General features: G+C 57.9%; 19 protein-coding genes and 2 tRNA genes. 13 read left to right on the plus strand and 8 right to left on the minus strand.

The features are described from left to right. Positions 1-41 precede the first annotated feature (41 nt). The 4 genes from nirB (at position 42) to J3D54_RS22350 (ending at position 5,205) form a co-directional block, all read left to right on the plus strand. Positions 42-2,603, plus strand: coding sequence for a nitrite reductase large subunit NirB (nirB, locus tag J3D54_RS22335; protein ID WP_253422720.1), 2,562 nt, complete (start codon positions 42-44; stop codon positions 2,601-2,603). Further along, positions 2,603-2,989, plus strand: coding sequence for a nitrite reductase small subunit NirD (nirD, locus tag J3D54_RS22340; RefSeq protein ID WP_253422722.1), 387 nt, complete (start codon positions 2,603-2,605; stop codon positions 2,987-2,989). The genes nirB and nirD overlap by 1 nt, the downstream gene beginning before the upstream one ends. 31 nt (positions 2,990-3,020) lie before the next feature. Continuing rightward, a complete protein-coding gene (locus J3D54_RS22345; protein WP_253422724.1) occupies positions 3,021-3,461 on the plus strand; it encodes a CBS domain-containing protein in 441 nt (146 codons plus the stop codon). Positions 3,462-3,591: 130 nt separating this feature from the next. After that, entirely contained in the window at positions 3,592-5,205 is a 1,614-nt protein-coding gene (locus tag J3D54_RS22350) for a methyl-accepting chemotaxis protein (RefSeq protein ID WP_253422726.1), read from the plus strand. 30 nt (positions 5,206-5,235) lie between these two features. On the opposite strand, the gene J3D54_RS22355 is transcribed toward J3D54_RS22350, so the two are convergent. Both J3D54_RS22355 and J3D54_RS22360 read right to left on the minus strand, forming a co-directional pair. Next, positions 5,236-6,009 (minus strand): L-iditol 2-dehydrogenase, encoded by a 774-nt coding sequence (locus J3D54_RS22355; RefSeq protein WP_253422728.1) that lies wholly within the window; start codon positions 6,007-6,009, stop codon positions 5,236-5,238. A 278-nt stretch (positions 6,010-6,287) separates the two neighbouring features. Beyond that, positions 6,288-7,598 (minus strand): sugar ABC transporter substrate-binding protein, encoded by a 1,311-nt coding sequence (locus tag J3D54_RS22360; RefSeq protein WP_253422730.1) that lies wholly within the window; start codon positions 7,596-7,598, stop codon positions 6,288-6,290. Between the two features lie 301 nt (positions 7,599-7,899). Between J3D54_RS22360 and J3D54_RS22365 the strand changes: the two genes are divergently transcribed. The 4 genes from J3D54_RS22365 (at position 7,900) to J3D54_RS22380 (ending at position 10,344) form a co-directional block, all read left to right on the plus strand. After that, a complete protein-coding gene (locus J3D54_RS22365; protein ID WP_253422733.1) occupies positions 7,900-8,805 on the plus strand; it encodes an AraC family transcriptional regulator in 906 nt (301 codons plus the stop codon). A 309-nt stretch (positions 8,806-9,114) separates the two neighbouring features. Next, a tRNA-Cys gene (locus tag J3D54_RS22370) sits at positions 9,115-9,188 on the plus strand. Between the two features lie 195 nt (positions 9,189-9,383). Beyond that, positions 9,384-9,470 (plus strand) — tRNA-Leu (locus tag J3D54_RS22375). A 571-nt stretch (positions 9,471-10,041) separates the two neighbouring features. Next, positions 10,042-10,344, plus strand: a complete 303-nt coding sequence (locus tag J3D54_RS22380; RefSeq protein ID WP_253422736.1) for a hypothetical protein — start codon at positions 10,042-10,044, stop codon at positions 10,342-10,344. A 162-nt stretch (positions 10,345-10,506) separates the two neighbouring features. Here J3D54_RS22380 and J3D54_RS22385 read toward each other — a convergent pair whose 3' ends face one another. Together J3D54_RS22385 and J3D54_RS22390 are read right to left on the minus strand one after the other, a co-directional pair. Beyond that, positions 10,507-11,193 (minus strand): phytanoyl-CoA dioxygenase family protein, encoded by a 687-nt coding sequence (locus J3D54_RS22385; protein ID WP_253422738.1) that lies wholly within the window; start codon positions 11,191-11,193, stop codon positions 10,507-10,509. A gap of 149 nt (positions 11,194-11,342) precedes the next feature. Further along, on the minus strand, positions 11,343-12,059 hold the full coding sequence (locus J3D54_RS22390; RefSeq protein WP_253426722.1) for a class I SAM-dependent methyltransferase: 717 nt from the start codon (positions 12,057-12,059) through the stop codon (positions 11,343-11,345). A 404-nt stretch (positions 12,060-12,463) separates the two neighbouring features. Between J3D54_RS22390 and J3D54_RS22400 the strand changes: the two genes are divergently transcribed. Continuing rightward, the gene (locus tag J3D54_RS22400; RefSeq protein ID WP_253422740.1) at positions 12,464-13,165 is read left to right on the plus strand and encodes a VIT family protein; all 702 of its coding nucleotides are present in this window, start codon (positions 12,464-12,466) and stop codon (positions 13,163-13,165) included. A gap of 34 nt (positions 13,166-13,199) precedes the next feature. Here J3D54_RS22400 and J3D54_RS22405 read toward each other — a convergent pair whose 3' ends face one another. Continuing rightward, the gene (locus tag J3D54_RS22405) at positions 13,200-14,075 is read right to left on the minus strand and encodes a LysR family transcriptional regulator (RefSeq protein WP_253422742.1); all 876 of its coding nucleotides are present in this window, start codon (positions 14,073-14,075) and stop codon (positions 13,200-13,202) included. Between the two features lie 102 nt (positions 14,076-14,177). Between J3D54_RS22405 and J3D54_RS22410 the strand changes: the two genes are divergently transcribed. The 3 genes from J3D54_RS22410 to J3D54_RS22420 all read left to right on the plus strand — a co-directional run bounded on the left by J3D54_RS22410 (position 14,178) and on the right by J3D54_RS22420 (position 16,320). After that, entirely contained in the window at positions 14,178-15,113 is a 936-nt protein-coding gene (locus J3D54_RS22410; protein WP_253422744.1) for an NADP-dependent oxidoreductase, read from the plus strand. A 32-nt stretch (positions 15,114-15,145) separates the two neighbouring features. Beyond that, positions 15,146-16,015, plus strand: coding sequence for an NmrA/HSCARG family protein (locus tag J3D54_RS22415; RefSeq protein ID WP_253422746.1), 870 nt, complete (start codon positions 15,146-15,148; stop codon positions 16,013-16,015). A 92-nt stretch (positions 16,016-16,107) separates the two neighbouring features. Continuing rightward, positions 16,108-16,320 (plus strand): hypothetical protein, encoded by a 213-nt coding sequence (locus tag J3D54_RS22420; protein ID WP_253422748.1) that lies wholly within the window; start codon positions 16,108-16,110, stop codon positions 16,318-16,320. A gap of 217 nt (positions 16,321-16,537) precedes the next feature. On the opposite strand, the gene J3D54_RS22425 is transcribed toward J3D54_RS22420, so the two are convergent. From J3D54_RS22425 to J3D54_RS22440, 3 genes are all read right to left on the minus strand, one after another. After that, on the minus strand, positions 16,538-17,224 hold the full coding sequence (locus J3D54_RS22425) for a tetratricopeptide repeat protein (protein WP_253422751.1): 687 nt from the start codon (positions 17,222-17,224) through the stop codon (positions 16,538-16,540). A 14-nt stretch (positions 17,225-17,238) separates the two neighbouring features. Further along, positions 17,239-17,910 (minus strand): hypothetical protein, encoded by a 672-nt coding sequence (locus J3D54_RS22430; protein ID WP_253422754.1) that lies wholly within the window; start codon positions 17,908-17,910, stop codon positions 17,239-17,241. Between the two features lie 789 nt (positions 17,911-18,699). Continuing rightward, entirely contained in the window at positions 18,700-19,641 is a 942-nt protein-coding gene (locus J3D54_RS22440) for a LysR family transcriptional regulator (RefSeq protein ID WP_253426724.1), read from the minus strand. A gap of 131 nt (positions 19,642-19,772) precedes the next feature. Between J3D54_RS22440 and J3D54_RS22445 the strand changes: the two genes are divergently transcribed. After that, on the plus strand, positions 19,773-20,045 hold the full coding sequence (locus tag J3D54_RS22445; RefSeq protein ID WP_253422757.1) for a DUF2798 domain-containing protein: 273 nt from the start codon (positions 19,773-19,775) through the stop codon (positions 20,043-20,045). Positions 20,046-20,125: the final 80 nt, after the last annotated feature.

Below are 20,125 nucleotides of genomic sequence, written 5' to 3' on the forward strand. Positions count from 1 at the left end.
TTGCTTTTTTAACCGTGATTGGCTTTGGCTGGGTGCTTACTATGAATTCCAATGTTGCCGCATTGAACAAACTGCAAACGCTGATCGTGATCGGCAATGGCATGGTCGGACATCATTGTGTCGAGCAGCTCATCGAGCGCGGCGCCCTCGACCACTACCGGCTGCATGTCTTCAGCGAAGAGCCGATGCGCGCCTACGACCGTGTGCATCTGTCCGAGTATTTCGGCGGTCGCGATGCCGAGTCGCTGGCCCTGGGCGAAGCTTCCCTGTACCAGACGCCGGGCGTCACCCTGCATCTGGGCGTGCCGGTACTGGAAATCGACCGCGCCCGGCGCCAAGTGATCACCGCACAAGGTTGCGTCGCTTACGACAAATTGGTTCTGGCCACTGGCTCCTATCCCTTCGTGCCGCCTATTGAAGGTGCCGAAGGTGACTCACGCCTGGTGTATCGCACCCTTGAAGACCTCGATGCGATTCGTGCCGCGGCGGCCAATGCCCGGCGTGGCGTGGTGGTCGGCGGTGGCCTGCTCGGTCTGGAAGCCGCCAACGCCCTGAAAAGCCTGGGCCTGGAAGCCCATGTGGTGGAATTCGCCCCGCGCCTGATGCCGGTGCAACTGGACGAGCAGGGTGGCCTGGCGCTGAAAGCGCAAATCGAGCGGCTCGGCGTGGGTGTGCACCTGTCCCGTGGCACACAGTCGATCAGTGCTGGTGAGCAGTACCGCTACCGGATGAATTTTGCCAACGACGAATTTCTTGAAGCCGACCTGATCGTGTTCTCCGCCGGCATCCGCGCGCAAGATGCGCTGGGCCGCCAATGCGCGCTGGACATCGGTCCTCGTGGCGGTGTGGTGATTGACGATCAGTGCCTGACCAGCGATCCGAACATTTACGCCATCGGCGAGTGTGCCGCCTGGAATGGCAGCCTCTTCGGTCTGGTCGCCCCCGGTTACCAGATGGCCCGTGGCGTCGCGTCGCTGCTGTGCCATCAAGCCGCGGAGCCGTTCCAGGGCGCCGACATGTCGACCAAGCTCAAACTGCTCGGCGTCGACGTCGGCTCCATCGGCGATGCTCATGCGCAGACGCCGGGCGCGCGCAGTTATCAGTTCATCGATGAAGCGACGGCCAGCTACCGGCGCCTGGTGGTGGATGCCGACAGCAAGCGTGTGCTCGGTGCGGTATTGGTCGGCGACAACAGCTATTACGACACCTTGCTGCAATACATGCAGAACGGCATTGCCTTGCCGTCGGAACCGGCCAGCCTGATTCTGCCGTCGTCCGCCGGTGCGCCAACCCTGGGCCCGGGCGCGTTGCCCGAGTCGGCAACGGTGTGCTCGTGCCATAACGTCACCAAAGGCTCGATCTGCTCGGCCATCGATGGCGGCTGCACCGACCTGGGCCTGCTCAAGTCGCAGACCAAGGCCTGCACCGGTTGCGGCGGTTGCGCGGGGCTGCTCAAGCAAGTGTTCGAGCATGAACTGATTGCCCGTGGCGTCAGTGTCGACAAGAGTCTGTGCGAACACTTCGCCTACACCCGTCAGGAGCTTTACGCATTGGTGCGGGTAGAAGGGGTGATCACCTTCGAAGAACTGCTGGCCAAGCACGGTCGCGGCCACACCGGTTGCGACGTGTGCAAACCGGCGGTGGGCTCGATCCTCGCCTCGTGCTGGAACCAGCCGATCATGGACGCCTCGCTGGTGCCGTTGCAGGACACCAACGACACCTTCATGGCCAACATGCAGAAAAACGGCACCTATTCGGTGGTGCCGCGCATCGCTGGCGGTGAGATCACCGCCGACAAGCTGATCGCGATCGGCGTGGTGGCGAAGAAATACGACCTCTACACCAAGATCACTGGCGGGCAGCGGATCGACCTGTTCGGCGCGCAGTTGCATCAGTTGCCGGACATCTGGTCCGAGTTGATCGAAGCGGGTTTCGAAACCGGGCACGCCTACGGCAAATCGACCCGCACGGTGAAGTCTTGCGTCGGCAGCACCTGGTGCCGTTACGGCGTGCAGGACAGCGTGAAAATGGCCCTGACCCTCGAAGATCGCTACAAAGGCCTGCGCTCGCCACACAAGCTCAAGTTCGCCGTCTCCGGTTGCACCCGTGAATGTGCCGAGGCGCAGAGCAAAGACGTGGGCGTGATTGCCACCGAGAACGGCTGGAACCTCTATGTGGCCGGCAACGGCGGCATGCGCCCGCGCCATGCCGAGTTGTTCGCCACCGACCTGGACGATGCAACCCTGATCCGCTACATCGACCGCTTCCTGATGTTCTACATCCGCACCGCCGACAAATTGCAGCGCACCTCGGTCTGGCGCGAAAGCCTGGAGGGCGGCCTGGATTACCTCAAGGACGTGATCATCAACGACAGCCTGGGGCTTGGTGAAGAGCTCGAATCGCAGATGCAATTGGTGGTCAACCGCTACGAATGCGAATGGGCCAATGCCCTCAAAGACCCGGAAAAACTCAAGCGCTTCCGCACCTTCGTCAACGATCAGCGCCCCGACCCGGACATCCATTTTGTCCAGGAACGCGGTCAACGCCGGCCGATCATGGCCGCCGAACTCAACCTTATCCCTGTCACCGAGGAGAATGCCTGATGAGTCAGTCCAATACCCAGCGTGTCAACGCCCTTGCCACCGCGGGCAATGCCCAAACCTGGCAGGCGGTGTGCAGCCAGCAGGATCTGGTCAGCAACTCCGGCGTCGTCGTCTGGCTCGACGGTGCCCAGGTGGCGCTGTTCTACCTGCCGCAGGCCGAGGGTCGCACCCTCTACGCCATCGACAACCATGACCCGCAGTCCGGAGCGAACGTCATCGGCCGCGGATTGATCGGCAGTCTCAAGGGTGATCTGGTGGTGGCGTCGCCGATCTACAAGCAGCATTTCCGTCTTGAAGACGGCAGCTGCCTGGAGTACCCGGAGCAGCGCCTGCGGGTGTGGCCGGTGCGCCTGAACGCCGGCGTCGTGGAAGTCGCGGCGGCTTGACCGTCGCGCTGAACCGTATCGGAGAACGTTGATGAAAACAGCCGCACAGTTGCTGAAACTGAAGGTCGTGCAAAACCAGCAGGTGCACAGCATCGCACCGGATCAGATGGTTCTCGACGCCCTGAAAATGATGGCCGAGAAGAACGTCGGCGCGCTGCCTGTGATCGAAGCAGGGCAGGTGGTCGGCGTCATCAGCGAGCGCGACTATGCGCGCAAGGTGGTCCTACAGGGGCGTTCTTCGGTCGGTACACCGGTGCGCGAGATCATGAGCGCGCCGGTGGTGACCGCCGACAGTTTGCAGAGTATCGAGCGCTGCATGGAGGTCATGACCGACAGCCATTTGCGTCATCTGCCGGTGCTGGAGGGGGGCGAATTGATCGGGCTGCTGTCGATCGGTGATCTGGTCAAGGAAGCCATCGTCGAGCAGACCGATTTGATTCGGCAACTTGAGCACTACATTCGCGGGCATTGAGCCCGCGCATACCGTAGGTCGTAAAAAACGGCTGGAGTGGAAATAAGCCTAAGTAACCGGTTGGAACAGTCGATAACCCCAACAGTAGGCAACCAGCCGACCACGCACCTGCCGACAGGGGAACCATCGAGTGTCCATAAAATTACGTTTGATCTTGTTGATCGGCACTGGCTTGCTCACCGCCCTGATCGTGAGTCTGGTCAGCTATGTGGGTAACACTCGGATGGCTGAAGCGGTGAGTGACAACGAGGTCAGCATGACCGCGCTGCGCAACCACCTCGAAGCCGACATGATGCACGATGCGTTGCGCGCCGATGTGCTGTCGGCGATGCTGGTAGGGTTGGGCAAGAGTCCCAGCAGCAAGGCCGAGGTGCGTAGTTCACTGAATGAGCATGCCGCGCATTTTCGCGAGATGCTGGGTGACAACCTCAAGCTGCCGGTCAACGACACCCTCAAGGCCGCGCTGGTCAAGATCAAACCAAGCCTCGATACGTACATCAGCGCCGCCGAGCGCATTGTCGGGCTGGCGCTGGATGATCCGGATTCCGCGCAACAGCAACTGGGCACGTTCAATAACGCGTTCAGCCAACTGGAAAACCAGATGGCCGCCCTCAGTGAGCTGATCGAAACCAACACCCAACAGACCAGCACGGGCACTCGGCAAACCATCAGCAGTGCCAACTTCACCCTCGGCACCGTACTCATTGCCAGCTTGTTGCTGCTGCTCGCCCTGGGACGCTCGGTTATCCTGAGCATCATGGGGCCGTTGCAAACCGCCAGCCGGATTGCCGACAGCATCGCCCATGGCAACCTGAGCGAGGCTATCGTCGAGCCCGCCCGCAAGGACGAAGCCAGCACCTTGATTCGCAGCCTGGCGACCATGCAGCGTGACCTGCGCGGCATGATCGAAGTGGTTCGCAGCAACGCCCACGGCGTGAGTGGCATGAGCCAGCAGTTGAGCAGCGGTTGCCATCAGGTCGCGGGCAGCAGCCAGCAGCAAAGCGTTGCCGCCAGCACCATGGCCGCGGCGGCCAGCGAAATGACCGCGAGCATCGAAGAGATCACCCGGCATGCCGAGCGTGCACTGAACATGGCCAACCAGGCCGAGGAACTGGCCAAGGACGGCGGTCGGGTAATTCATCAAGTGGTCAGCGACATGGACGGGATTGCCCGTTCGGCGCAGCAGTCGGCCCAAGTGATCCGCACCCTGGACAAGGAGTCCGAGGGAATTTTCAGCATCATTCAGGTGATCAAGGGCATCGCCGATCAAACCAACCTGCTGGCGCTTAACGCCGCCATCGAGGCCGCCCGTGCCGGCGAGCAGGGCCGTGGTTTCGCCGTTGTTGCCGATGAAGTACGCAGCCTGGCGGGCCGCACCAGCGCCTCCACGCAGGAAATCGCTGCCATGGTCGCGCGCATCCAGCAAAGCACCCGTGAAGCCGTCAGCAGCATGGAGGCGGGCGTCGCACAGGTCGACAAGGGCATGGCGGTGACCGCCGACGTCGAGCGCGCCATCCGCGAAATCCTCCAGGCCACGCTCAGTACCACAGAGCTGGTCAATGACATCAGCCGCACGATCGGCGAGCAGAGCCTGGCCAGTAACGAAATCGCGCACCAGGTGGAAATGATTGCCGGGATGTCCGAAGGCAACAGCAAGGTCATCAACCAGACGGCCTCGACCACCGATGAGCTGTCCAACCTGGCCGGACAGCTCTCGCAGTCGGTGGATCGGTTTCGCCTTTGAAGCATTGGCTGGCCCTGTAATCGGGGCCAGTCAGCTCATCCAGTTACCGCCATCGACGTTATAGGTCTGCGCCACGATGTAATCGCTTTCGGCGGACGCGAGGAAGATCGCCATGCCGACAAGGTCCTCTGCAGTGCCCATGCGTCCGTACGGCACTTCCTGTCCCGCCAGTTTTTTCTTTTCCCCGAGCGGCCGGTTTTCATAGCGGGCGAACAGCGCGTCTACGCCGTCCCAATGCTCGCCGTCCACCACCCCCGGCGCAATGGCGTTCACGTTGATGTGATGGGGAATGAGATTGAGGCCGGCCGATTGCGTGAGGCTGATCACCGCTGCTTTGGTCGCGCAATACACCGCGACCAGCGCTTCACCGCGCCGCCCGGCCTGACTGGCCATATTGATGATCTTGCCGCCGTGACCCTGGCGGATCATCTGTTTGGCCGCGGCCTGCAGGGTGAACAGGGTGCCGGAAACGTTGATCGAGAACAGCCGTTCGTAGCTGTCGCGAGAAATTTCCGTGATCGGTGCGAGATCAAACAGCGCCGCGTTGTTGATCAGGATATCGAGCTTGCCTGCGGTGACGATCACCGTGGCGAGGGCGGCGTCGATGGATTGCTGGTCGGTCACGTCCATCTCGACCGCATAGGCATTGGGGCCCAACGCTGCCGCGGTGGCTTGCGCGCGTTCCAGGTTGATGTCGGCGATTGCGACCGTAGCGCCTTCGCGGAGATAGGCTTGCGCAAACGTTCTGCCTATTCCTCTGGCGGAACCGGTAATCAGGGCGCTTTTTCCTTCTAGACGTTTCATTATTCCCATCCAAACGTAAGAGCTAAAGAGTTGCCCGATCGAGGGCATTAAAAGCAGTCGTTAGTCGGTGAAGAACCCCTGTAGACGCGGGTTTATGTGGCGAGGGGGCTTGCCCCCGTTGGGTCGCAAAGCGTTCCTAAAACCAGTCGCCGCAATCTTTAGTCAGCAACGCGGTGTCCGGTTTACGACTGCTGCGCAGCCGAACGGGGCGGTGCGGCGTTCCGACAAGCCCCCTCGCCACACAGGCCCGCTCCCACATTGATTGCGTCACGCCGTTGCTACTTGGGATAACCAGCGCGCTTCATCTCGCGCTCGGTGCTTTGCTGCGCGGAGGCCAGGGCCTGTTCCACCGGCATCTGCCCGGTCAGCGCCGCGGATACCAGCTTGCCGACTGACGTGCCAATCGCCTGGAATTCGGGGATGGTCACGTACTGGATGCCGACGTAGGGCACCGGTTGGGCTGAAGGATGCGCGGGGTCGGCGTTCTGCATCATTTTCAGCGTGACACCGGCGAAGGGCGCCGCCTGCAAGTACGCGTCGCTGTAGGTCGACATGCGGGTGCCCGGCGGTACGTTGCTGATGCCATCCGTCTCGGCGACCAGTTGGATGTATTCCCTGGAGGTGGCCCAGGTCACAAAGGCTTTGGCGGCTTGCTTGTGTTTGGACGTCGCCGGGATGGCCAGTGACCAGGCATAGAGCCAGGACGAACCCTTGTCGGTGACTTGTGTGGGCGCCGCGACGAAACCAACATCGTCGGCCACCTTGCTTTGCGTTTTGTCGGTGATAAAGGAACCGGCGACGCTGGCATCGACCCAGATTGCGCATTTGCCGCTGTTGAACAAGGCCAGCGTCTCGTTGAAACCATTGCTCGATACACCCGGTGGGCCGTATTGCTTGAGGGTATTGACGTAGAAGTTGGTGGCGGCGGTCCATTGCGGCCCGGTGAGTTGCGGTTGCCACTGCTCGTCGAACCAGCGCGCGCCAAAGGCGTTGGACAGGGTCGTCAGCAGCGCCATGTTCTCACCCCAGCCGGCCTTGCCGCGCAGGCACATTCCGTACTGTTCTTTATCCGGCTGATGCAGTTTGCCGGCGAACTCACCGAGCTGCGTCCAGGTCGGGTGCTCGGGCATGCTCAGGCCGGCGTTCTTGAACAGGTCGGTTCGGTAATAGGTGAGGGTGCTTTCGCCATAAAACGGCAGGGCGTAGAGCGTGTCGTTGACCGATAACCCCTGGCGAACCGCAGGGAAAATATCCTCGAGGTCATAGCTGGCGGGCAGGTCCTTTATCGGCTCCAGCCAATGCTTGGCGCCCCACAAGGGGGTTTCGTAAGTGCCGATGGTGAGCACGTCAAACTGGCCGCCCTGAGTGGCAATGTCGGTGGTCAGGCGCTGACGCAATACGTTCTCTTCAAGCACCACCCAGTTGAGCTTTACATCGGGGTACAGTTGTTCGAATGTTTTGGACAGTCGCTGCATGCGGATCATGTCGCTGTTGTTCACGGTGGCGATGGTCACCGTTTCGCCAGCCTGGCAGAGCAGGGCAGAGCACAGGCCGGCGGACAGAAAAAGCGCGCTTGGAATGATCTTCATCGTGATCTCCGCTCTGCGCCTTGGGCGGCAGAAGCTTTATTGTTGTTGTAATCCACGATGCGAGTCATAGCCGCAACGGGATGACCACAGAATTACAGCTACCCAAGGGGGGAACAAATGAACGGCATACGCACCGCTGATACTTTTTTGACCGTGGAAAAAAAGTATCAGTGGGCGCCATGTAGCGCGCTAGGCACCGGGCATCGTTAGTGCGAGTCTCATGTCAGCGTCCCGAGGCTTCGACGGGCCCCAGGCTTCGCGGTACCTTGATAAAACCAACAAAAACGGAATCGCCAGGGTGATGAACCATCACGCAACCGCAGACAAGCCACCAGCGCTTGAAGTCATTCTGAACGAGCCCCAGCATAGCTTTCGTTGGTACGAGCACGACTATCCCTTCGACCTGGCGCGCTGGAACCATCATCCGGAATTCGAGATCCACCTGATCCGCGAAGGCAGCGGTCGGCTGTTGGCCGGTGACTACATCGGTGTGTTCGAGGCCGGTCATGTCGCCCTGATCGGGCCTGGGCTGCCTCACGACTGGATCAGTGATCTGGGCAAAGGCGAGGTGATCACCGGCCGTGACGTGGTGTTGCAATTCGATGGCCAGATGCTGATGCACCTGCGCGACAAGGTCCCGGAGCTCAGCGAGTTGCAAAGCCTGTTTCGCCAGGCGGCGCAGGGCATCGAATTTCATGGCAACACCCGCCAGAAAGCAGCCCGACTGCTGGAAGAGATCGGCCAGTGCCACGGCTTGCAGCGGTTGTGCCTGTTCCTGTCGTTGCTGCAACTGCTGGCATCGGCCCCCGACAGCGAGAGGCAAACGCTTGCCAGCCTGCAATACGCGCCTATGCTCGACGCGTTGACGGCCCAGCGCATGAGCATTGTTTTCGACTACATCCTGAACGACCTCGCTGACGAGTTGCGGATGTCGGTCATCGCCCAACGCCTGGACATGAACGAGCCGGCCTTCTCCAAATTCTTCAAGCGCGCCACCGGCCATACCTTCGTCGACCTGACGCGCAAACTGCGAGTCCAGCGTGCCTGCCGTTTGCTGGCGCAAAGCAGTTTCAGCGTTGCCAATATCTGTTTTGAAGTGGGGTACGCTAACTTGTCGAATTTCAATCGGCACTTTCGCCATGAAATGCATGAGACGCCCAGCGAGTATCGGCAGCGGTTGCAGCGGGTAGTGGCGGCCGGTCATTGAAGGAACGGTGAGTACCTGTAGGTGTTGCCGAAGGCTGCGATCTTTTGAGGCCATCTTGCGACGGGGAGCGTTTTTTGTGGCGCTGAAGTGTTAGGCTCGAAAACGACCGGGTATTGGCGATAACGCATCTGGAATTATTTTTCTCCAGTTCTTGACATGCCTTTCGAACCAGTCCAGAATTGCGTCCATTCCTGATTCAGGAACACGAAAACCCCTTAGATTTCAAAGGGTTGGAAGCTAGATTAGAATCTTGTTTCCAGATGCGAGTTTACACGTTTGATGTTGCGCTACTGAACGTCAGATGTTTGAGGCCGAATAGCAAAATGGTTATGCAGTGGATTGCAAATCCACCTACGCCGGTTCGATTCCGACTTCGGCCTCCACTTTAAACGAGCTCCGTAGATCCATGATCTACGGAGCTTTTTTATTTTCGCAGTCCTGCAAGATTTAGTCTTGAAAAGGGGATTTGCGAACTTGCTTCACCGGGGCGGGATGTATATATTTCCCCCTCTGTTGCACAAGCGTCAGAACTGCCAGGTCGTAACTGGTCAGTCTCCAGACAGCTTTACCGCGCTACCGCCCGAATGGCGAAACTGGTAGACGCATGGGACTTAAAATCCCCCGCTCGTAAGGGCGTGCCGGTTCGATTCCGGCTTCGGGCACCATGAATATCAAGGGCTTGCGTGAGGTTTCTCATGCAAGCCCTTATTTTTTGCTTCGAAAAAAACTATCTCTGCTCCATTGCGGTCTTTGCCCGTAGGTCGCCTGAAATTCTGCTTTTTGGAATGCCAACCAGCTCGTGCGCGTCATCAAACCTTTTCTTGAGCACGCTTGCGATCATCGGTTGGCCGGTTCCAGGACCACTAAGCGCGTCGATCTGATCTTGTGACCAGCCTTTCAGGCCATGATTCGATCAATCAACACCTGAGTTCACCGATAATCTCAATACCGAGTTGAGGTCGGGTTCGTCGACGAAGATATCGAATATACGCACTCTGGAGCCACACGCCGGATTAAACTTGGCTCACTGATAATTAAACATTACGAGTGAGGACGAGAACCGTTGAAAATCCACATCCACAGCCATCCATACTTTATGGAATGACGGATACGACCACTTTCTGTTTCAGCGTGTTCGCGTAAATCTGTTTATTAAAGAAATATATTTCAAATTATTGCCGTAATCCCTTTTTATTTGTTAGATTGCGCGCCTCAAAAATTAACCAGGGACGTGTGATGTTTTTTATTGTCTGGCAAGGATGGGGCCTTCTTTCGATTCTTATCCCGGTACTTTGCATGGTGCCTTTCGCAGGGCTCCTCAATGGACTCGGGTTGGGTGTCGGTCTATTGGTTGGCGCGGCCGTCAATGCCTATATTGGTCACCGGCTGAATAACCAGCCGGGCAAAACCTACATTGATAAAGACAGCGGTGGCGAAGTCGTCTTTCGCAAGAAACACACGTTGTTCTATGTGCCCATGCAATATGTATCTGTGCTGTGGGCAGTGGTGGGTGTATTTGCGTTGTTTAGTGCGCACTAAGCGCACTGGCTTTCGTCACTGTCAGTAAGGGCTGCTTGCGGTCCAAAACTGCTCCGTCAGCGGACTAGGCTTAAACCGGATACTCGAATGCTCCCGCGCTGACAACGGGGCTGGAAAAGCTATACCTTTCTCTGCTTGTGGAGAGAGTCCATATCAGCCTATTCAATCCATATAGCCCTCGAAAGAAAAGTTCGAGGGTTCGAATCGATCGGTCGTGTCCATCCGAATACTTCGCAGGCTCACCGTTTCCAAGTGTGATGCGTATAAAGTCTCCGCAAAATAGCTGATCAGGATGGAGCGTCGGCGTGCGCCGATTGAGTTCAGACTGCCCGCATGCACTAAATCCACATCAAACACCAAGATGTCGCCAGCGGCGCCGGAAAGCTGTACAGACCGGGACTCGTCATTGAAGTTGAATGGCGGCGCTCCCTGGTCTGGGCGATGGCTGCCGGGGACGATACGTGTTGCGCCGTTCTCGGGGCCATAATCGTCAAAAAAAGCGATGGCGTTCACAATGTCGCCTGGCCGTTGGGCCGACAAGTCGCGGTGCAGCCGCTGATGACCGCCACCTGCAAGGGGCTCACGACCCTCTACCTGCGAGAGGAAGAACCGTTCTCCAATCAACTCGCCAACCACCGCCAGCACCTCCGGCAGACGACACACGGCCTGAACTTTCGAATCAGCGTCCAGCAGCGAGTGGCGCCAATCCATGCCACGCGGCACTGGCCACTGGTCTGCCGGTTTCACGCCCGCATCGAACACGGCACGAAGGTCACCCAGCCACTCGGCCGGGATCGCTCGACGAAGTAGCGCAAAGCCATTTCGATGGAGTTGCTCGCGGTCAGTCATAGCTTCCTCAATTATTGAGCAGAGGATTTCGGGCTCAGATTTCGCGTAGCAGCGCGCAAAAAAGGCGTTTCGGCGGTCAGTATGCGGGCAGTCTGGAAGAACCGACGTTTTCAACAGAATCGGCCACAAACAGCCATTCTCGGCCCTGTTCAGGGCGCTTTGCATGTCAGCCAGGCCCCCCAGAAAAGGCTGCTGAAGAAACGGGTAGTGTCCCCGAATCCGGCGTCATGCAAAAGTTTTTGAACCGCCGCCTCGGAATGTGGAGGATCAGCGCCCTGAAGAATTTTCCCAAGCTTGGCCTTCACTTCATCCGGGCTGGCTCCATGCTGCCGCCATCGCTGCCCCCAGGCAGCCAGCAGTAACGGCTGGCTGGCGTAAGCATATTGATTCCCCGCGACAATCAGCGGTGCCCCCGGCTTTAGATGAGCCCGAATGGATCGTAGAATTTGTCGCTTGGTACCATCCCCTTCGAGATGATGGAGTACGCCGATCAGGGTGGCTGCGTCGTATGACTGGTCTGCCGCCAGGTCTTCAACATTCCCGAGATGCATGGCCGTTCTTTCAAGCAAGTTGTTTGCCTCTAACTGCTGCTTCGCTGCCTCCAGCATCGGCTCGGATGGATCAACGGCAGTGAAGCGCCAACCTGGCTCAAGCTTGGCCATGGCAATAATTTCCTGTGCCGTACCACCAGCACCAACCACCAGTATTTTTGCCGAGTTTGCATTGCCAAGGCTTGCCGCCAGCATGCACGCAGCCAAGTCTTGGCAGGCGTCATATCCTGCCAGTGCAATACGGCTCTGTCGGCCGTACTCATTGGCTCGGGAGGTATCAAATTTTTCAGCGGCGTTGAGAGGGGATGATTTCAAGTCGGTTCTCCATGTCCTGAAATCCAAGCTACGCCACACATAGAAATAATAAAAATTCATTAATTTTATGTGCTGCATTCCAGTAAGGAATGTATGGCTCAAACAATCGCGATCTTTGCTTAAGCTGACTCGGCCTTTGTCGACAATCCCACCCACACCGGGCGCTTCAATGGCACGACGGTAACCTAGATGCTCAACTAAAGTCATGGGTGTAATGGAGCTCGGCGATGCCGCCATCGCCACGTCCGGCAGCTATCGACACTGGGTCGATGTGAGGGAAGTCTTATGCCTACACTATGCCCATTGTCGGTGGCCAGTTGCAGGCGCAGCTTAAGAAGCGTCCACGCCAATTGCCAGCCACCTGAACCTCTTAGCCACCGACGACAGTGAGCCCCCTTTAAACAATGAAATTCATGTATAGGCACACCGAGTACCACCGAAGCGATCGGATCGGCTGGCTCCGCGCCTCCGTTTTAGGGGCCAACGACGGCATTGTCTCCACCGCCAGTCTGCTGATTGGCGTCGCTGCGGCCAATGCGAGCCACGCCACCTTGCTGGTTACAGGAATGGCAGGGCTGATGGCCGGTGCCATGTCCATGGCTGCAGGCGAGTACATTTCCGTTCACTCCCAGGCTGACACCGAGCGGGCCGACCTGTCCCGGGAACGAGCAGAATTGGCGAGCGATCCGAAAGCAGAACGACTTGAGCTCGCCAACATCTACATGCATCGCGGCGTCTCGCCGGAACTGGCCCATCAGGTGGCTGACCAATTGATGTCCCACGACGCGCTGGGCTCCCATGCCAGAGACGAACTGGGTATCAGCGAAACCCTCACCGCCAAACCCTTGCAGGCCGCTCTGGCCTCGGCCGCCAGCTTTGTGGTGGGCGCCGCATTGCCTCTAGCCGTGACGTTTTTCGCACCGGAGCAGAGCTCGGTGCGCTGGATATCGGGTATGTCATTGGTGTTTCTCGGGACATTGGGCGCCATTGCTGCCAGAGCCGGCGGTGCCAGCATTATCGCCGGCGCCTGGCGAGTAACCTTCTGGGGCGCGTTGGCCATGGGGGTCACCGCACTGGTGGGGCATTTGCTTGGGGCCGTGGTCTAGATCCCCTCAATACCCGAGACCCATGTGCTGCCTTCTATCCTGTTAGTACCAGAGACATGTTCGGATATTCCGCGCATATGAAATCGACGAATGCTCGAACTTTTGGAGTAGCCAAGCGCCTAGAGGTATGCAAGACCCAAAGCTCCGGTTCTACACCCGATACCGTGCCCCACTGGACCAACTCACCACGGGCGAGCTGGCTCCATGCGATGGACTGTGGAATAAGGGCAACACCACCACCGGCGATAGCCGCATCGCGGACCATCAGTAACGAGGAGAATCGCAGCTTTGGGATCGGCTCCAGGACCAACTGTCCGCCATCGAGACTCCAGTGGGTGGGCTGGAAGCTCGATGTTACGATGCCAGGAACGGGCCTGATTGCGCCCGGCGTTGGCTTAATTACTTCAGGCGCCGCCACGACTACCAGCCGGTCTTTGGCGAAGCACCGGCCGACCAAACTGCTGTCCGGGCTCGGGTTGATCCGGATGGCGACGTCGAATTGTTCCTCCACAAGGTCAACCAGGCGATCCTCCGCCACGACTTCGATTTCGACCTCCGGGTAGGCGGCACAGAATTCTGCTCCGATGCGGCCCATTGCAAGCTGGGAGAACAGGACTGGGGAGGCGACACGCAAGCGTCCGCGAGGCGTCGATACGCCCTCACGGGCTGCTGTCATGGCTTCGGCCACCTCGCCCAACGGTCCTTCTGTTCGAGCCATCAGCATTTCGCCAGCTTCGGTTAGCTTCAGGCCGCGAGCGCTACGCTCGATCAGCCTCACCCCCAGTTGCTCCTCAAGGTCGGAGATTCGACGCGATAGGGTGGCTTTGGATATGCCGCTCGCACGGCTCGCCTTTCCAAGCCCCTCATTCGTTGCGACGAGTGTGAAGTCGATCAGAGCATTCAGATTCATAGTGTTCCAATTTTGAAACGAAGTGTCTGTATTTTGGTGTCTGCGCTTTATCTGCGCAACAGCATATCTTCTCGTCATCGGAACTCGATACGAGGAATTGCAATGAGCACCCTGCAACGAGCTGTAATGATCCGGGCATACGGCGGTGCTGACGCCGTGGAAGTGGCCAAAATCGAAAAGCCAGAACCTGGGCAAGACCAGGTTCTCGTTCGGGTTCGTGCCGCCGGCGTAAACGGTATTGATTGGAAGGTCCGCGAAGGTCATGTACGAAACGCGTTCCCGCTTCCATTGCCAATAGTGCTGGGCGCCGAAATGGCGGGTGTTGTCGAGGCTGTCGGCCCCGGTGTCTCTCGCTTCCGTATTGGCGATCGCGTCATGGGCGCGGTGGGAGGCCTGGGCGCTTACGCTGAATGTGTGAGCGTCAGTGAGTCGAGCCTCTCCCTTACGCCTGTGAATCTTGATGATGTCCATGCTGCTGCTGTTCCTGTCGCTGCCGTGGCAGCCTGGAAGAGCCTCAATCATGCGGGGCCGATTCATCCCGGCCAGCGAATCCTTATTCACGGTGCTGCCGGTGGGCTGGGCGCCTATGCCGTGCAGTACGCCAAGCGGGCAGCTGCGCAGGTCTTCGCAACTGCGGGCACGGCTGACCTGGACTATGTACGCAGCCTCGGTGCCGATCATGTCATCGACTATCAAACCCAACGTTTCGAAGACATCGTCCGGGACATTGACCTGGTACTCGACTATGTCGGGGGTGAGGTGCTGGATCGCTCTTGGCAGGTGCTGGCTGAGAACGGCGTCATTGTCGGCACGTCGTCGCCCGACATTCTGGCGCGTACCCCGGCCAATCGCCGAGGCCTGTGGTTCATGAACACACCTGATCCCGAACTTCTGGCTTCGCTGGCAAAAGAAATCGCCAACGGCACGCTGCGGAGCAGGATCGGGGAGGTCGTTGGCTTCGCAGACATCCCCCAGGCGATTGAACGCAATCGCACCGTTTCCGGGACTGGAAAAGTCGTGGCGGACTTCTCTCGCTGATCTACTCCATCTCTCACTGCAGGAGATTCAAAATGAGCATTCTCGTTACTGGTGCCACGGGCACCATTGGTTCACTCATCACTCAGGGCCTGGCTGAGGCGGGCGCCGAGGTCAAAGCGCTCGTGCGCCAAACTGGTAAACGCGACTTCCCGGCTGGTGTCACTGAAGTTGTAGCAGACCTCACCGATGTACCTTCGATGCGCGCTGCGCTGTCTTCGGTACGGACACTGTTTCTGCTCAACGCCGTTACGCCTGACGAGGTCACGCAAGCCCTCATTACGCTGAACCTCGCTCAAGAGGCTGGCATTGAGCGCATCGTCTACCTCTCGGTGATTCATGCCGACAAGTTCACCAATGTTCCGCACTTCACGGGCAAGCATACCGTTGAGCGGATGATCGAAAGCCTCGACATTCCCGCGACTATTCTGCGTCCCGCTTACTTTATGCAAAACGACCTCATGGTCCAACAGACGATCCAGAACTACTCGGTGTACCCGATGCCAATTGGCTCGGCCGGCGTCTCAATGATTGATGCGCGCGATATTGCCGATGTCGCCGTGGCAGAACTGCTGCGACGCGACAAGGCGTCTTCTGCTCTTGATCGTGTAACGCTGGAGTTGGTTGGGCCACAAGCACTGGTTGGTGCATCCGTGGCAAAGACCTGGAGTTCCGCCCTGGGTCGCGAGATCGCTTACGGTGGTGACGATGTAGCGGCCTTCGAAGGGCAACTGGCTTCGTACGGTCCCGGCTGGTTGGCATACGACATGCGCCTGATGATGGCGGGTATCCAGAAGTTCGGCATGCAAGCAGCTGAAGGAGCCGTGGACCGGCTGGAAGCCATCATTGGGCACCCGCTGCGTTCTTATGAAGACTTCGTCCGCGAAGCTACTGCCGGCGTTTAAAAAAAGGGCAGGGGGCATTCTTTTTCGCCTATGCATTGTCCCCTGTTAACCCATCTTCGTTAGGCTTTGCGCCGTCTAAAGTGGACACTCACATGAGTAATAAAGCTTTCAATCAATTCAACAGCACGAGCAGCGCTTTCAAGTACACATCCCTCGGATTACGTCTTATAGCCGCCTTGGCGTTTCTGGCAGCTGGCGGTGCCAAGCTCGCTGGCGTGCCAATGATGGTCGAAATCTTTGAACATATTGGCTTGGGGCCCTTGAGGAGGGGGAGCGTCGTATTGGCGAACTGGGGCAGAAGTTGAAGGCTGCCGGGGATCGTCGCACGTCGTCAGGGACGATTCCGGTCTTCCGTTAACGGATTGGAATCCATCAGCGGTTACCGGCTTTATGTCCTCCGAATACTGCCGGCATCCCCCGAGGGATTTAGCAGAGGTGATCGTTCCCTCATCTGAGATGCGAGGCAAGCGGTCACTCCGCGCTCGCTGACCCACCGCATTCGCCGCTAAGCAGGCTCTCCTATTACGGCATGGAAATCCTGTACTCGGCGAGCTTGGCCTTTTGCTCCTCCAGCACGTACTTCTTGTTGGCGATCTGCGAGAACTTCATGAAGTCGGCCTTGGCGTCGTCCCTGCTTCCCAAATGGTCGTACGCGATCCCGCGCGCATAATAGGCCCAGGCATAGTCCGGCTGGCGCTGAAGGCCGGTGCTGAATGCTTCAGCGGCCTCTCGGTACTGACCCAGGTCTGTCAGCGCGAGGCCCAGATGATAGTAGGTCGGCATGTGGAAGCCGGAACCCTTTCCGGCTTCTTCCATCCCGTTGTCAAGGTTGTACTGCACGAGTTCAAGGGCTTTTTTCGGGTTGCCAGCGTCGCGATACATGGCGCTCAAGTCCAGGTTGGCGCGCGGATCAGGCTTGACCGCCAGTTGCATGGATTTTTCCTTGGCGGCCACGGCTTCGGGAAAGTGCTTGAGGTTGCTGTAGGCGTCGGCCTGCACTGCGTAAATCAAACTTTGCAGCGAGGTGGGCAGCGTATTTTTCTGTAGGCATAGATCACCTTCCTGCAGCACCAGGGAGTAGTTTTCGGCTTTGGACGCTTTAAACTGATTAGCGCAGTGGACAAGGTTGGCTTTTTGCGGGTTCTGCATCCCTGCACAACCTGTGAGGATGACGGAGCAGGCGATCAGCGCGGGCCAGCGAGTATTCATGATAAGCATCCTTGTCAGTCGAGCAGATGAGCGTTGAGGTCAGGGCGATAGACCTGCAAGAGCGGCGCGGTCACGGTGCCTTGTAGCGAGCAGAACACAGTTGTGTGTCCCGCGAGCGGCGGTGTCGTGTCGCCCGTGTCGACGATCAACACGCGGTCTACGAAACCAAATGGCGTGGCAACGCCGGGGCCGGTCAGTCCTTCGGTGCGCCATTGACCGATCGGGTCTCCGACGCGGCGAATTTCGGCGCGGGTAATGGCTTTGCCCTGACTGACAAAGCGTGCGTTGTCAACGATCAGCGGCTTGAGTTTTGCGGCCACCTCTTGCGGCAAGCCATCGGCTACGAAACCCCAGAACAGAAAATTGCCGACGTTCTTGATGGTTTCGGCCTGGTTGTAATAGCCGACCATACGCACGCCGTTAACGATCAGGGGTGTTTCGAAGTGTTGGTAAGTGCCACCTTCCTGCAGCGGACTCATGATGGTCGGTGCCTTGACCGAGCCGTAGTTACTCAGGCGCAAGGTACCTGCTGGCAGGCGGGCATCGCGCAGGCTCTCGAAGAAACGCGCATCGCAACGAGAGAATTCAGTCAGCAGTTGTTCGGGCGTGGTGACAGTCTGGGCTTGGGCAGTGCAGGCGGCGCCGACGGCGAGCAAAGCAACGCCGAAAAAAAGAGAGCGGAACATTAAAATCATCCGTGAAGTGGGAGCGAAGGCTGTCGGCTGGTGAGTCGGGAACTTTAGCAATACGGGCTTGCGGGAGATGGCCAGCTTCTCTTTTTGGCTGAAAGCAGGCATGGATCGAACGTCTGTATATGGACTCCTCCTCGTTGCAAGCCTCCTTTGCTTTGGCGCCCGTGCCGACTGCACACGTATATTCGGACTCTGACTTCGGCATCGATTCGATGCAGGGCCATGATGGGCTATTCGCGCGCCGGTTCCCAATCGCTTCTACGTGCTTTGCGCACCTGGACATTTGAGGGTTTTACCGTCGCCGGTTCGACCGGTTCGACCGGTTTGCCATTGCTCGGGTAGCTCCGCAATCGTGGTGTGGGGTGCTTCTCCCGGGATGAATAGGTAAGGCCGCTGCTCGATCCGGTTGGTAATCAGTGTCGTTGTGCACCATCGCCCAAGCCGTGCGTGCAGTTTTGTTAGCTAAGTGCGATAGCGGCCACGTTGGGATGTGAGCGGTCGGCTAAACGGACAGCCCACTGGCGTTTAAGTGGATTCGGATTCTGTACCGGGTCTGGCAGACCAGGACGCTCTACGATGAAACCCACCTATTTGAATGCCTTGAGGAAGCGTGGTTCATCGCTTCTCAAGAACCTCGATTTTGGTTGACTGACTTCCTCAGGGCGTGAAGCTGCCCGTTGAATCAGACTGCAATCGGCCGTAGTCACCGGCAAGCAGCAGTACGTAACTGTTATCCGATGCAAAGTTCGGCCATTGAATTTATGAAGGCGGCAAAGCACCGTATCAGGACGCCGTAAAGGTATTTTCCATCGGCCAGCGCATTTCCAGATGTTCAGTCAAATAATTCATAAAAGCTTTGACCTTGGGTGTGATGGCGGCGCGCTCCTGGACGCATACATAAATATCGAGCGGTTCAGCGTAGGCATAAGTTGAAGCGTGGCGATGTTCAAACAGAGGAACGAGTTGGCCACTTTCGATATAGGGCGCCGCCACGAACTCCGCCAAACGGGTTATTCCCGCGCCGCGGATGGCCATTTGGGCTAGAGCGTCAACATCGTCGCTGATTGCGGTCGCATTGAGAGTAGCTTCGTAACGTTGGCCATCCCGGATAAAAACCCAACGTAGAAAGCGTCCGTCCAGCGGGTAGCGAAACGCTAGACAGGCATGGTGTTGGAGTTCTTCAGGGTCGAGTGGCCAGCCGACTCGTTCCAAATAGATGGGTGACGCGCAGATGATAAAAGGGACTGAAACGATCTTGCGAGCGACGATTCCCTCTTCTAGTTGTGGTTTTATCCGCAGGCTCAGATCAATGCCGTCTTGAATATGATTAATTTTGCGATCTGTGGTTGAGAGTTCAAGTGTCAGGCGTGGGTAACGTGCAGCGAAGCCGGCGATTAGTGATGCCAGCACATGCCGCCCGAAAGCGGCGGTAGAAGCGATGCACAGTCGCCCTTGGAGTTGAGTCTGCGCGCTGGTGATCGCGCTTTGCGCCGATTCGAGATCACGCGCTATGCGTTTCACTTTTTCGTAGTACACCACGCCGCTTTCGGTTAACGCCATGCTACGCGTGGTGCGCTGGAGAAGGCGCGTACCTAGGTGGGTTTCCAAGCGATTTATGGTCTGGCTAATGGCTGCCGCACTGACGCCCAGGGTTTTGGCCGCGCCCACGATAGAGCCCGCTTCAACCACCTTGATAAAGCTAGCAATCGCCCCTAACAGGTTCATCTTTGTCCCAGCGAGAAGAGTCATTCATAAGATTTTGTTTATAAAGCAACCACTGCTAGCCGTCTAGTTGCTAATTTTTGATCTTGCTATGGTGTTCATCACCTATCAATCGAAGATCAAAAAGGTCTGATATGAATCCAAAAACATCCTCTAGAGCTCTATTTTTCAAACGTAAGCTCTCGGTTCGCGCTACGCCTTATGTTTTCGCACTGTATATGGCCACAATCATGGCGCTCTTGATGTCATTCGTGATCACTGCGGCAAATTCCGGCATTGAGATTGATTACCTAAGTAATGCGCTGCACGCCTATAAATTGGCCATGCCAGTGGCATTCCTGTGCATACTCGTCGTTCGCCCCATTGTGCTCAAACTGGTGTCTTTGACTGTACACCCACATCGTTAAGGGCGGCCGCTTGCGGCCCAATTGATGGGGCGTTGTGGACAACCCTATTGGGTCGACTGTTGCCGGCCGTCACAGGTCGG

This window comes from Pseudomonas sp. GGS8 (assembly GCF_024168645.1).
Lineage (GTDB): Bacteria > Pseudomonadota > Gammaproteobacteria > Pseudomonadales > Pseudomonadaceae > Aquipseudomonas.